The organism is Acinetobacter suaedae, from assembly GCF_008630915.1.
GTDB lineage: Bacteria > Pseudomonadota > Gammaproteobacteria > Pseudomonadales > Moraxellaceae > Acinetobacter > Acinetobacter suaedae.
This window is the reverse complement of sequence record NZ_CP043909.1, coordinates 2,825,224-2,837,918: the sequence shown is the minus strand read 5'-3', so window position 1 is coordinate 2,837,918 and position 12,695 is coordinate 2,825,224. Positions and strand designations below refer to the sequence as shown.

Sequence of the window (12,695 nt, the reverse complement as noted above, 5' to 3'; positions counted from 1 at the left end):
AGAATGAAATTGAGAACTAGCAAAAACACTGAATCAAGCGTTTTGGTATATGAATTTAGATTGAAGCTGTATGGTGATTAAGTTCACAGACAACAAACCAGTAGCAATTAAGTTTGCAACGATAACACTCACTTGTATGTGTTAACGACTGTTTGGGGTTGTATAGTCAAGTAATTAAGTGCATGTGGTGGATGCCTTGGCAGTCAGAGGCGATGAAAGACGTGATAGCCTGCGAAAAGCTCCGGGGAGGCGGCAAATATCCTTTGATCCGGAGATATCTGAATGGGGGAACCCACCCGCTAAAAGGCGGGTATCAATAACTGAATACATAGGTTATTGAAGCGAACGAGGGGAAGTGAAACATCTCAGTACCCTTAGGAAAAGAAATCAATTGAGATTCCCTTAGTAGCGGCGAGCGAACGGGGATCAGCCCATTAAGTTGTGTGTGTTCTAGTGGAACGCTCTGGGAAGTGCGAACGTAGAGGGTGATATTCCCGTACACGAAAGGGCACACACAATGATGACGAGTAGGGCGAGGCACGTGAAACCTTGTCTGAATATGGGGGGACCATCCTCCAAGGCTAAATACTCCTGACTGACCGATAGTGAACCAGTACCGTGAGGGAAAGGCGAAAAGAACCCCTGTGAGGGGAGTGAAATAGATCCTGAAACCGCATGCATACAAGCAGTGGGAGCACCTTCGTGGTGTGACTGCGTACCTTTTGTATAATGGGTCAGCGACTTATATTCAGTAGCGAGGTTAACCGCATAGGGGAGCCGTAGAGAAATCGAGTCTTAATAGGGCGTATAGTTGCTGGGTATAGACCCGAAACCAGGCGATCTATCCATGAGCAGGTTGAAGGTTGGGTAACACTAACTGGAGGACCGAACCCACTGTCGTTGAAAAGCCAGGGGATGACTTGTGGATAGGGGTGAAAGGCTAATCAAGCCTGGTGATAGCTGGTTCTCCCCGAAAGCTATTTAGGTAGCGCCTCGGACGAATACCATTGGGGGTAGAGCACTGTTTCGGCTAGGGGGTCATCCCGACTTACCAAACCGATGCAAACTCCGAATACCGATGAGTACTATCCGGGAGACAGACTGCGGGTGCTAACGTCCGTAGTCAAGAGGAAAACAATCCAGACCGCCAGCTAAGGCCCCAAAATCATAGTTAAGTGGGAAACGATGTGGGAAGGCATAGACAGCTAGGAGGTTGGCTTAGAAGCAGCCACCCTTTAAAGAAAGCGTAATAGCTCACTAGTCGAGTCGGCCTGCGCGGAAGATGTAACGGGGCTAAAACTATGTGCCGAAGCTGCGGATTTGACTTTTAGTCAAGTGGTAGGGGAGCGTTCTGTAAGCCGATGAAGGTGTATTGAGAAGTATGCTGGAGGTATCAGAAGTGCGAATGCTGACGTGAGTAACGACAAAACGGGTGAAAAACCCGTTCGCTGAAAGACCAAGGGTTCCAGTCCAACGTTAATCGGGGCTGGGTGAGTCGACCCCTAAGGCGAGGCCGAGAGGCGTAGTCGATGGGAAATTGGTTAATATTCCAATACTTCTGTGTAATGCGATGAGAGGACGGAGAAGGTTAAGTCAGCCTGGCGTTGGTTGTCCAGGTGGAAGGTTGTAGGCATGTATCTTAGGCAAATCCGGGGTACTCTATGCTGAGAACTGATAGCAAGCTGTACTTGTACAGTGAAGTGGCTGATACCATGCTTCCAGGAAAAGTCTCTAAGCTTCAGTTACACAGGAATCGTACCCGAAACCGACACAGGTGGTCAGGTCGAGTAGACCAAAGCGCTTGAGAGAACTCTGCTGAAGGAACTAGGCAAAATGGTACCGTAACTTCGGGAGAAGGTACGCTGCTGACGGTGATGGGACTTGCTCCCTGAGCTATTGGCAGCCACAGAAACCAGGCCGCTGCAACTGTTTATTAAAAACATAGCACTCTGCAAACACGAAAGTGGACGTATAGGGTGTGATGCCTGCCCGGTGCTGGAAGGTTAATTGATGGGGTTAGCGTAAGCGAAGCTCTTGATCGAAGCCCCAGTAAACGGCGGCCGTAACTATAACGGTCCTAAGGTAGCGAAATTCCTTGTCGGGTAAGTTCCGACCTGCACGAATGGCATAATGATGGCGGCGCTGTCTCCAGCAGAGGCTCAGTGAAATCGAAATCGCTGTGAAGATGCAGTGTACCCGCGGCTAGACGGAAAGACCCCGTGAACCTTTACTGCAGCTTGACATTGAACTTTGACCTTACTTGTGTAGGATAGGTGGGAGGCTTTGAAGTTGGAACGCTAGTTCCAATGGAGCCGTCCTTGAAATACCACCCTGGTAATGTTGAGGTTCTAACTCTGTCCCGTAATCCGGGACGAGGACCATGTCTGGTGGGTAGTTTGACTGGGGCGGTCTCCTCCTAAAGAGTAACGGAGGAGTACGAAGGTGCGCTCAGCGTGGTCGGAAATCACGCGTAGAGTATAAAGGCAAAAGCGCGCTTAACTGCGAGACCCACAAGTCGAGCAGGTACGAAAGTAGGTCTTAGTGATCCGGTGGTTCTGTATGGAAGGGCCATCGCTCAACGGATAAAAGGTACTCTGGGGATAACAGGCTGATACCGCCCAAGAGTTCATATCGACGGCGGTGTTTGGCACCTCGATGTCGGCTCATCTCATCCTGGGGCTGAAGCAGGTCCCAAGGGTATGGCTGTTCGCCATTTAAAGAGGTACGCGAGCTGGGTTTAGAACGTCGTGAGACAGTTCGGTCCCTATCTACCGTGGGCGCTGGAAATTTGAGAGGATCTGCTCCTAGTACGAGAGGACCAGAGTGGACGAACCTCTGGTGTACCGGTTGTGACGCCAGTCGCATCGCCGGGTAGCTATGTTCGGAAGGGATAACCGCTGAAAGCATCTAAGCGGGAAGCCTACCTCAAGATAAGATTTCCCTAGGAATTTATTCCTCTAAAGAGCCGTTCGAGACTAGGACGTTGATAGGTTGGGTGTGGAAGCACGGTGACGTGTGAAGCTGACCAATACTAATTGCTCGTGAGGCTTGACTATACAACACCCAAACAGTTGTTGTATTCAAGATAAATTCAATACATAACTTGATTTAGTGTTAAAACTAGTTACAATACAGACTCATGAGCGAGGATAAGCAAAGATTAATAATCTTTGCCCGAGCGCAAGACATAAAGCTATGCTTTATGTTCTACTAATCCGTTAATAACTCTTTCGGTACTAAGTGGCATGAACTTAATAATAAGTTTAAAAGTAAGACCACCCAAAGCCAAAACAGTTTGCTGGCGACAATAGCAAGAGTGAACCACCTGATCCCTTCCCGAACTCAGAAGTGAAACCTCTTCGCGCTGATGGTAGTGTGGCACTTGCCATGTGAGAGTAAGTCATCGCCAGCTTTTAAATTCAAACACCCCCAACCTAATGGCTGGGGGTGTTTTTTATTAGCGTATGAAAAATCATGTTTAAAAAGTTAAGGCCCAATTGCTGAGCCTTATCACTTCAATTTTATAAACTTAATATTGAAGGTTTGTTGGTTTAGTCAATGTTGTCTTTACAGTACCATTATGATTAATAGAGCTACCTTCAAAAGTAATATCATTAAAAATATGTTTAAATTTTAGCATGGTCCCATTTAATGATTTCTTAAACGTAAAGATATCAGAGCCTTCTAAATACACACTACCTGTAAAACTTTGTAAATTATTTGAAGGTCCTTCATTCGTAATGCGAGAGCCTGAAATCGCTGAAACACTTGGGATATTTAATACTTTATCCCCCGAAGACTTAATGCGATAAGTTGCAAGAGCCGTTGCATCACCAGGTATAGAATTTACAACAAAGGATACGGGTTCTAGATCTGGTGTACTTGGATTATCATTAATGAGAACATCGAAACTGGAATCATTTTGTAAAACGAATAAATCTCCATCTAAACTTTTTGGATCTTTATAAATGCTTAATGCACCATAAGTTTTACTTTCTTCATCTGGATGGGAAACAGTGACATTATATTGGCCTTCACCATTCATGGAGACAACACGTAATTGGTTAGATTGTGTCAAGCCCCAAGATTGTTGATAAGGATAACCAAATACACCCGCAATCCATATGTCATTCCAAGCCTTATCTGCATTTTGATTATCAAAAATCAAAATGAATGTATCACCTGTAAACTTTTTAATTTGTTCTGGTGTAATTTTAAGTGAATTGAGTTGCTCTTTCGTGATTTTAAAATCCCAATCATTATATCTATTGGGGGCGATTGTATTAAGTGCAGTCTTAATATTCTCCTCACCTTCTAGAGCATAGCAAGGTGTGTTTTCATAAATTTGATTGCCTTCACCGCCAAAACACGTTGCATGATAAGTGAAATAAGATTTATCTTGATCAAATAACTTTTTCGCATCAACTGTGAGTTGTAATGGACCTTGAGCAAAGGTATCCAGTGCATGGTCAATATAGCCTTTAGATATGCTGCTATCACTAGCATCGTAGTTGCCAAATAAGAATTTTCCTTCTTTTTTTAAAGATGCTAACGTAGTAGCTGCAGCTTCTAATTCTGGAGAGGTAACAGGTGGTTGTTCCGTGTTATTACCGCCGCTGTTACCATAGTAACCTTTACTTCCACCGCCGCCACAAGCTGTAATTATGCTGGTCAAAGCAACGGCAAGTGTCCCCTTAATAAACTTCATAGACTTCCCCAAATTAATTATGTGAAATGTAGAGTTATTAATATTTCATAATTACTTGCGATAGTGACAGGTGACCGATATTTTAATTCTGTCTCAAACTAAGTCCATTTTGGTGTTCATAATCACTAAAACATTGGAGGTATTTAAAGTTTAGATACCATTGTTTATTTAACTTTAGTGGCTCGCAAATAATAATTTGAATTTAATCGCTCTAAATTAACTATGCTAGCATACATTAAAAATAGTGCTGATTAAATCATCTAGATGAAATCTCAGCACTATTTAAATCACTTAAATGTATTGGCTATTTCTTTGATTTAACCAAGTTAATAGCGAAAACAAATTTAAAATGTGATGTGATTATAATTTTCATAAAAATTAATTAATCATCCAACAAATCCATTTGTTTGGCGAGTTGGTATAAATTGTTCGAGCGATTGCCAGTGCGGCAGAACATTAAGATTGGTTTTGGGAGTTCATTATAATGATTGGCGAAAGTACGGACGTCGAGTTCAGTAATCTGACCAGCAACGACAGGTTGATAGACATAATCTAATCCTGCATTGCGTGCTGATTCTTCGATCTGAGCACTGGTTGGTTGTTCAGGGCCACCTTCCATATCAGGACGGTTGTTAATAATAGATTTAAAGCCTTTTTCAACAACTTGTTCTACGTGTTCTGGGCCAATTTGACCTGCAAAACCTACATTCTCTGACATCTTGTCACTCCAAAAACAAACAAAACATTTTATGCTCTATCATAGCATTAAGCTTGATCTTGAGTTTAAATGTCTATAACAAATAAGTGATGTTCAGTAAAAAGATAATGAAATGGAGCGCGCATGCACACCTATACCGTTGAGCCGTTGTATGTTCCGAGTGGTGATGAAACAATCGCAGCAGATTTTTATCTTCCCAAATCTAACATTAAGCCAGCAGTTATTATCATGGCTCATGGGTTTGCTGGTTTGCGTCAATTTAAATTAGTTCAATATGCTCAGCGGTTTGCAAAAGCAGGATATGCGGTCATTTTATTTGATTATCGCTATTGGGGGGGGAGTACAGGAAAGCCTAGAGAGTTAGTCTCTTTAACTGCTCAGCTTGATGACTGGAAGACGATTGTTCAGTTTGCATCAAATTGTAAGTTGATTGATAACAGACGAATCATTCTTTGGGGAACCTCTTTAAGTGGTGGATATGCCCTGAGTTTGGCCACGGATCTAAAAAATATTCAAGCTGTCATGGTACAAGTGCCTTATGTTGATGGTGCTGAAACCGCTAAACTTTATCCACTCCAGCGTTATCCCGAAGCGTTAAAGCGTTCTAGCCAAGATTATATGGGATCAAAAATGGGGTTAGTACCAAAGACATTACCTGTTGTAGACCAATATAAATTATGTTTTCTACCAACCTCTGATAGTTATTATGGCTATCATTCCATTGTGAATCCTGATTATTATTGGAGTGGGGAAGTTCCTGCTCGTGTTTTTTTTAATTTAATGCGCTATCGTCCTATTCAGTATGTACGCAAGATAAATATTCCAGTTTTATTCATTGCAGCAAAACAAGATAGTTTGATTCCCATCGCATCTAGTCGTGAGGCCGCAACCAATATCGCCCCTTTTGTGAGCTATCATGAGTGGGAAATGAAGCATTTTGATATTTATCATGGTTCTTGGTTTGAAAAAGCGGTCACAACCCAATTAGAATTTTTACATCAACATATTGGAGTGATGTGATGATTATTGTCTGTACATCCTGTGGTGCAAAAAATCGTGTTCCTGAAGAAAAGCTAGCTGTTCATCCAAATTGTGGTCAATGTCATCAAGCTTTATTACCTTTAACGCCCATCGAGTTAAACGAACAAAATTTTAGTCATTTTATTAGCAATAATGATCTCCCTGTTTTGATTGATCTGTGGGCTGAATGGTGTGGTCCTTGTAAAATGATGGCACCGCATTTTGCTCAGGTTGCTAAGCAAAATCCTTATGTCATTTTTGCAAAAATTGATACTGAGGCAAATCCTCGTTTGAGTGCTGCATTTAATGTTCGTAGTATTCCAACACTGGTTTTAATGAATAAAACGACAGAGTTGGCAAGAGTTAGTGGTGCTTTACGGGCGACAGAGTTACAACAATGGTTAGACCAGCAATTACAACAACATCAAGGACATTAATATGACGACGGAGCGCCCAAACCAGCCAGAAGGAACTTTATCGTTACAGACAATTGCAATGCCAGCAGATACCAACTGGAGTGGAGATGTGTTTGGTGGGTGGATTGTTTCACAGATGGATTTAGCAGGTGCAATTCACGTTGAGCGGTTGAGTAAAGGGCGTTGTGCAACCATTGCAATTAATCAGATGAGTTTTCTTGTTCCTGTGAAGGTAGGGAATGTGATTAGTTGTTATACCAAAATTTTGAAAGTGGGTAACACTTCAGTACAAGTCCAAATTGAAGTGTGGAATAGCCATGATGACTCTCGTAAGCCTGTTCGTATTACGGAAGGTGTATTTACTTTTGTGGCAGTTGATGTAAATGGTAATAAGCGTGTGATTGCAGAAGAGATTAAACAGGGTTTTGCAACAACTGAATAAGTTACATTTTGTGATTAGTAATGCGCTAAAAATATTTTATTTGGAATAAAGAGAATGGCTGAAGAGTTAGTTTTACAGCAAGGTGATAAGGCTGAGCAATATCAAAGTATTATTCCGCAAATTCAGGCAATTGTTGAGGGTGAGTCTGATGTGATCGCCAATCTTGCGAATATTTGTGCTGCGTTAAAACAACAATTTGATTGGCTGTGGATTGGCTTTTATCTTGTTAAACAAAATGAATTAGTATTGGGACCATTTCAAGGGCCGATTGCATGTACTCGTATAGCCAAAGGCCGTGGCGTGTGTGGTACTGCGTGGCAACAACAGCAAGTAATGATTGTACCTGATGTAGATCAGTTTCCAGGACACATTGCATGTAGCTCTGCTTCAAGATCGGAAATTGTGTTACCTGTCATCAAAAATGGTGAGTGTGTTGCTGTTCTGGATATTGATAGTGAAGAACTGAATCAATTTGATGAGATAGATGCTGAATACCTACAGCAATTGATCATTATTATTGAGACCTTTATTTAACCTGCTATAAAAAAATAAAGCCCATTTCAGATGGGCTTTATTTTGATTTTGGGGCTTATTTCTTACGTTTTGGCAGCCAAGCCCAAAGCATTTGGCATTGGATGGGCTCATTGCCAGAATCATCAATAACGGTCACGGGAATCAATAACTCGCCTTTTTCATTGTCAGCGATAAACTTTTGTTGATCGGCTGATAATGTTGCTGTTGCAGTCAAACCACCTTGTGCCACTTTCAAATAATCTACATGTAACGATTTAATCAATAAAATACGATTATCGGGTACATGTAAGCCTGTTAAGAAGCCTGTTGCTGTTTCAGCCAATAACGCCATTGCAGCTGCATGAACACCTTTAATATGATTTTGCATATTACGTTGGTTTTCGATACGAACTGTGACATGGTCTTTATCCACTTCTAAATAGCGAATATTTGCAGTTCCAACCATTGGGACAACACGACCAAAGGCTTTACTCCATAGCGTGCTACGGATGCTTTTCGGAAATTTAGAAGTGGTTTTAACCAGCGTATAAAGGCGGTTATCTTTTGCCATAGCGAACCTATTGCTTAGTCTTTGAAATTATTAAATTGCAGTGGTAGACCAAATTGTTGTTCACGTAAAAAGTTCATCACTTGCTGTAAAGTATCGCGCTTTTTGTCCGTGACACGGATTTTGTCTCCTTGGATAGAAGATTGCGCTTTGATGCCACTTTCTTTAATGGCTTTATTAATTTTTTTTGCAGTATCTGAGTCAAGTCCATCCTTAAGCTTGATCACTTGAACAACATGTTTGCCCGAAGCCGTTGCTTTTTGAGGATCTAAAGCTTGTACATCTACTTTACGCTTGTAGAAGTGATTTTCAAGCATGGTATAAACTTGCTCACATTGGAAGTCACTTTCAGTTGAGATTTTAATTTCTTTATTTTTCTCATTTAACTCAATCGAAACGTCTTGTCCACGAAAGTCAAAACGAGTACCAATCTCTTTTTGTGTGTTTTGCACAGCATGATTGACTTCAAATAACTCTAATTCAGAAACAATATCAAAAGAAGGCATGGTTAGACCTTTACAAAGGGAAAGAATATCTGAGATGCTAAGGGGGTTTTCTTCATTTGCCAAGTGTTGTTTACATCAAAGGAGTGCACAATGATCCGTAAACAAGAAATTACAACATTTGAGTTCCCAGAAGGCGCTGTCATTTGGGATGTCCGAGATACCAAAGCGTATGCAGAGGCTCATGTAAAAGGGGCGATGAATCGTCCAATTGCTGAGTTAAATGCGGATAGTTTGACTCAAGTTGCAGCGGATCAGCCGATTTATATTCTATGTGGTGGTGGCAGTAAAGCCCCACGTGCGGCAGAGTTATTGGAAGGGATTGATAGTTCTCGTGAATATGTGGTTCTCATGGGCGGAACACGTGCAGCACGTGATGCCGGCTTGCCTTTGGAGCAAGGTGCTTAAAAGAACCCTAAAATTTGCCAAGATACATTATGTATTTTGGCAAATTTAAAAAAACAGATTTAAGTCATCGTTATAAATGAATAATAATTTAACCTGAATAATACGGTTTTTTTACTTTAGCTTTCTTTTGAAAGCGTTGAGGATCGAGTTTACTCAATAGGCTTTGCGGTACAGGGCAAAGTTCACCTAATACCAATGCTACCAAGATTTCACTGCATAATGGCGCAAATAAGAAACCTTTGGAACCTAAACCCGCAAACGTATAAATAGATGGATCGTTTTGTATCTTGCCTACCAACGGAAAGTAATCCAAAGTTTGTGCACGAACTGATGCTCGACCTTGCCAAGTATCTGTTGCGGGAAGTTGCTCTGCATATGTTGGAAAGATACTGTGGATAAGTTGGTAGTTATGCACATGATCTTCAAGCAAAACTTCAGTGTCATCACGATTCGGATAAAAGGATGCACCTAAGATCAATTGTGATGAATCCAATTGCATGCAATAGCCACCATAGCTATAGGCTTGTTCAAGAGATAATGCTTGATTGGTATTTTTAACCCAGCTCACTTGCCCACGAATCGGTTTTAAAACAGGATAATGGTCAAACAATGCTGCACTTTGTTTTGCGCAACAAACAATGACGTGATCGGCAGTGGCAAGATGGTGTTGATCTTGCCATAGCTCGGTTTGTGTTCCTATGCTATTTAAGCGTGAAACTTTGGCTTTTTTCACAGCAATGTTGGGATGTTGTAAGATTTCATCACGGAGCTGATGTGGTGCCACGGCACCTGCTTGTTGTAACGTCAAACTCGGAAATTCTGTTTGAGGCCTAATTTCAGCCGATGTATGAGTCGTTAATACTTGATCAGGATATTGTTCGGCTAGCTGCAACAGTTCATCTGGATTCTTTAAGGCCATTTGCTCAACTTGAATGGCTCGAAAAGCTTTGAAACGTGCATAAAAATTCAATGCATGTTGCCAGCTTAAGGTCATCAAATGTTCATGTGCCTGCTCGATTGGACATAATTTTGGATTGAGTAAGGCAAGAGGATTACCAGATGCGCCTGAGAGTGGCTCATTTTGCTCGTAGATCGTGATTTGATGACCACGCTGTGCAAATGCCCATGCTGTGCTTAAACCCGCAATTCCTGCGCCGATAATTGCGATTTTCTGTTGTTTGGTGAACTGGGGTATTTGATCATTCTGAGCATGAATGACTGTTTTTATTGAATCGATCGAATGCGTTTCCGAGGATGCTTGATCGAGCCAAATCGCTTTGAGCATTTCTCTTTTATGACCAAAACCACGTGGACGACTGATTTTAATACCATGTTGTTTCAGTCCTCGTTTGAGTACACCAGCTACACTAAAGGATGCAAAGGTCGTTCCAAAATCAGATAAACGTACGATATTATTCAGCACATTTTCTTGCCACATGTCTGGGTTACAAGAAGGTGCAAAACCATCGAGAAACCATGCATTAACAGTTTGTGTTTTAGGGATATTTGGGAAAATATCTTGTGCGTCACCTAACCACAAATCGATGCTAAATCTTTCCTCTGGAAAACTAAGACGATGACATCCTGCAATAGGCAGGGGATATTGTGCAATGAGTTTTTGTGCTAGAGGTGCTAACTCTGGCCAAGCATTCAGCGCTCGGATCAAATCAGTTCGGCGAAGCGGAAATTTTTCTACACTAATGACATGTAAATGGCTGTGGTTATTTGGACGAATCTGTTGCCAGAGTTGCCACAAGGTTAAAATATTTAAACCTGTACCAAAACCCGTTTCACCCACACAGAAATATTGATAGTCGTTGAGTTGTGATAGGCGCTCGTTTAAATCATTGCCATTTAAAAATACATGGCGAGTTTCGAGTAAACCATTATCTTTGGAAAAGTAGACATCGCCAAACTGTTTAGAAATGGGAAGGTCAATACCATCGACCATTTCCCAATCCAATTCAGCGGTTTGTATTTTTGATGAGTGAGACATAAATTACAGTATTGTGTTTACCATTGACGGCGACGTTTGGTGTAAACATAGCTAGCAATAAAAAAGCCGAGAATGACACCTACCGCGATCGTCATAGCACCATACAAGAACATCTGAGCACTACGTTCACTTTGTAGTACTTGGACTTGCACTGTTAAATTATCATTTTTTAACTGCAATTCCTGATTTTGTGCAAGGGCTTCAAGATTGGCGTGTTCAAGTTGCTTTAAGCGATTGGCTTGATCTTGAACCAGCGCTTTTACTTTTGCTTCTTGCTGTTGTTTCGCTTTGGCAATCTGTTCTGCTGTGAGTGGTCTCGTGGTACTTGATGCGCCAGCAGTAGGCGTTGTTGTCGATGTTGTTTCTACAGCCCAAACTGTAGTATTAAAGAGTAAACCTAGAGCGAATAAGCTTGGTAGTGCAATACGCATGATTTACCCTTTTGGAAAAGCTTTATTAAAAGGTTTTACGTCAATACTTTCGTAAATTCCTTCTTTTAAAAATGGTTCTTCTTCAATCCACACATCCAATGCTTCACGGCTATCAAATTCAACAATAATCGTGCTGCCCAGAAAACCAGCCTGTGGATTATTGGGGTCGATTGGGTGAGCACCAGCAGCAATCAAACGTCCTTCATCATCTAGTTTTTGTAGGCGTTCTATATGTTGTGGGCGTGTTGCTAAACGTTTTTCTAAAGTTCCTTCACGATCAGTACAACTGAGTACGAAATAGGGCATAGCATTGGCTCAATAACGGAAATTAGGTGGTGGTTTTAAAATACTTTCTTAAGCAAAATAGTATAACAGCAAGGTAAGTGAGAGAAACGATAATATCGCCAAAAGCAGTGAATTCGCCCCAGTATTTTCCATCTAAAAATAAAAAGCCGAAGAAATAATGCAAACTTGCGAGTAAGAAGAATTGACCACACCATGCCCAGTTTAGATTCATCCAGCCTTTTTTACTGAGCTCCAATACTGAGCCAAGCATTTTCTGGATAATCGGCATACGTTCTTTGTTGAATAATGGGGTAATCAAAAAACCGAGACCAATTCCGACATTGATAATGACCGCTTTTAATTTGATATAGGTTACATCACTGAATGCTAAGGTAATACCACCAAAAATGACGGACATGACCACAATAAACCACTGCATTTTTTCCAATTTAAATTTTTGGAATAAAAATAAGCAGCCATACACCACCAATGTGGAAATAAGTAAGGCACAGGTTGCGACAAGAATGTGATTTTGATCGGTATTGCCAGTACTGCCAACCAATTCCAACAATGGATGCTGACTATCTTTAGGGTCAGTGGTTTTATAAAAATAGAAGAAGATAATCAGAGGGAGATAGTCGAGCAACGCTTTCATGTTACAGTACAGTGATGAAATAGGTCAGATAG

Annotated in this window: 13 protein-coding genes and 2 rRNA genes; 7 read left to right on the top strand and 8 right to left on the bottom strand. The window is 41.4% G+C overall.

Going from position 1 to position 12,695, the window contains the following annotated elements:
* Positions 1-164 precede the first annotated feature (164 nt).
* Positions 165-3,056: ribosomal RNA gene (locus tag F2A31_RS13155) — 23S ribosomal RNA — on the top strand.
* Between the two features lie 241 nt (positions 3,057-3,297).
* Positions 3,298-3,412: ribosomal RNA gene (gene rrf / locus F2A31_RS13150) — 5S ribosomal RNA — on the top strand.
* Positions 3,413-3,529: 117 nt separating this feature from the next.
* Here rrf and F2A31_RS13145 read toward each other — a convergent pair.
* Complete coding sequence (locus F2A31_RS13145) at positions 3,530-4,708, bottom strand: hypothetical protein (RefSeq protein WP_150026799.1); 1,179 nt, start codon at positions 4,706-4,708, stop codon at positions 3,530-3,532.
* Positions 4,709-5,090: 382 nt separating this feature from the next.
* Entirely contained in the window at positions 5,091-5,426 is a 336-nt protein-coding gene (locus F2A31_RS13140; protein WP_100833222.1) for a TIGR01244 family sulfur transferase, read from the bottom strand.
* Positions 5,427-5,549: 123 nt separating this feature from the next.
* Here F2A31_RS13140 and F2A31_RS13135 point away from each other — a divergent pair, with 123 nt between their 5' ends.
* Genes F2A31_RS13135 through F2A31_RS13120 form a run of 4 tightly spaced genes read left to right on the top strand, consistent with a single transcriptional unit; the run spans position 5,550 to position 7,838 of the window.
* Positions 5,550-6,446, top strand: a complete 897-nt coding sequence (locus F2A31_RS13135; RefSeq protein WP_005085492.1) for an alpha/beta hydrolase — start codon at positions 5,550-5,552, stop codon at positions 6,444-6,446.
* Positions 6,446-6,883, top strand: coding sequence for a thioredoxin TrxC (gene trxC / locus F2A31_RS13130; protein WP_150026797.1), 438 nt, complete (start codon positions 6,446-6,448; stop codon positions 6,881-6,883). The genes F2A31_RS13135 and trxC overlap by 1 nt, the downstream gene beginning before the upstream one ends.
* Before the next feature lies 1 nt (position 6,884).
* Positions 6,885-7,304: an acyl-CoA thioesterase gene (locus F2A31_RS13125; protein WP_150026795.1), complete on the top strand. Its 420-nt coding sequence runs from the start codon at positions 6,885-6,887 to the stop codon at positions 7,302-7,304.
* Between the two features lie 54 nt (positions 7,305-7,358).
* Positions 7,359-7,838: a GAF domain-containing protein gene (locus tag F2A31_RS13120; protein ID WP_150026793.1), complete on the top strand. Its 480-nt coding sequence runs from the start codon at positions 7,359-7,361 to the stop codon at positions 7,836-7,838.
* A gap of 55 nt (positions 7,839-7,893) precedes the next feature.
* Here F2A31_RS13120 and F2A31_RS13115 read toward each other — a convergent pair whose 3' ends face one another.
* A complete protein-coding gene (locus F2A31_RS13115; protein WP_005085486.1) occupies positions 7,894-8,388 on the bottom strand; it encodes a DUF4442 domain-containing protein in 495 nt (164 codons plus the stop codon).
* Positions 8,389-8,402: 14 nt separating this feature from the next.
* Positions 8,403-8,891 (bottom strand): YajQ family cyclic di-GMP-binding protein, encoded by a 489-nt coding sequence (locus F2A31_RS13110; RefSeq protein ID WP_004637859.1) that lies wholly within the window; start codon positions 8,889-8,891, stop codon positions 8,403-8,405.
* A gap of 90 nt (positions 8,892-8,981) precedes the next feature.
* Between F2A31_RS13110 and F2A31_RS13105 the strand changes: the two genes are divergently transcribed.
* A complete protein-coding gene (locus F2A31_RS13105) occupies positions 8,982-9,296 on the top strand; it encodes a rhodanese-like domain-containing protein (RefSeq protein WP_150026791.1) in 315 nt (104 codons plus the stop codon).
* 88 nt (positions 9,297-9,384) lie between these two features.
* Here F2A31_RS13105 and mnmC read toward each other — a convergent pair whose 3' ends face one another.
* The 4 genes from mnmC to F2A31_RS13085 are packed head-to-tail and all read right to left on the bottom strand — an operon-like array spanning position 9,385 to position 12,663.
* Entirely contained in the window at positions 9,385-11,292 is a 1,908-nt protein-coding gene (mnmC, locus tag F2A31_RS13100) for an FAD-dependent 5-carboxymethylaminomethyl-2-thiouridine(34) oxidoreductase MnmC (protein WP_150026789.1), read from the bottom strand.
* Between the two features lie 17 nt (positions 11,293-11,309).
* Entirely contained in the window at positions 11,310-11,723 is a 414-nt protein-coding gene (locus F2A31_RS13095) for a hypothetical protein (protein ID WP_150026787.1), read from the bottom strand.
* 3 nt (positions 11,724-11,726) lie between these two features.
* Entirely contained in the window at positions 11,727-12,029 is a 303-nt protein-coding gene (locus F2A31_RS13090) for a YciI family protein (protein WP_150026785.1), read from the bottom strand.
* Between the two features lie 22 nt (positions 12,030-12,051).
* On the bottom strand, positions 12,052-12,663 hold the full coding sequence (locus tag F2A31_RS13085) for an inner membrane-spanning protein YciB (protein WP_100833228.1): 612 nt from the start codon (positions 12,661-12,663) through the stop codon (positions 12,052-12,054).
* Positions 12,664-12,695: the final 32 nt, after the last annotated feature.

Coding starts and splice junctions, on each gene's coding strand:
- F2A31_RS13145 (WP_150026799.1), bottom strand. CDS start 4,708: ATGAAGTTTATTAAGGGGACACTTGCCGTTGCTTTGACCAGCATAATT.
- F2A31_RS13140 (WP_100833222.1), bottom strand. CDS start 5,426: ATGTCAGAGAATGTAGGTTTTGCAGGTCAAATTGGCCCAGAACACGTA.
- F2A31_RS13135 (WP_005085492.1), top strand. CDS start 5,550: ATGCACACCTATACCGTTGAGCCGTTGTATGTTCCGAGTGGTGATGAA.
- trxC (WP_150026797.1), top strand. CDS start 6,446: ATGATTATTGTCTGTACATCCTGTGGTGCAAAAAATCGTGTTCCTGAA.
- F2A31_RS13125 (WP_150026795.1), top strand. CDS start 6,885: ATGACGACGGAGCGCCCAAACCAGCCAGAAGGAACTTTATCGTTACAG.
- F2A31_RS13120 (WP_150026793.1), top strand. CDS start 7,359: ATGGCTGAAGAGTTAGTTTTACAGCAAGGTGATAAGGCTGAGCAATAT.
- F2A31_RS13115 (WP_005085486.1), bottom strand. CDS start 8,388: ATGGCAAAAGATAACCGCCTTTATACGCTGGTTAAAACCACTTCTAAA.
- F2A31_RS13110 (WP_004637859.1), bottom strand. CDS start 8,891: ATGCCTTCTTTTGATATTGTTTCTGAATTAGAGTTATTTGAAGTCAAT.
- F2A31_RS13105 (WP_150026791.1), top strand. CDS start 8,982: ATGATCCGTAAACAAGAAATTACAACATTTGAGTTCCCAGAAGGCGCT.
- mnmC (WP_150026789.1), bottom strand. CDS start 11,292: ATGTCTCACTCATCAAAAATACAAACCGCTGAATTGGATTGGGAAATG.
- F2A31_RS13095 (WP_150026787.1), bottom strand. CDS start 11,723: ATGCGTATTGCACTACCAAGCTTATTCGCTCTAGGTTTACTCTTTAAT.
- F2A31_RS13090 (WP_150026785.1), bottom strand. CDS start 12,029: ATGCCCTATTTCGTACTCAGTTGTACTGATCGTGAAGGAACTTTAGAA.
- F2A31_RS13085 (WP_100833228.1), bottom strand. CDS start 12,663: ATGAAAGCGTTGCTCGACTATCTCCCTCTGATTATCTTCTTCTATTTT.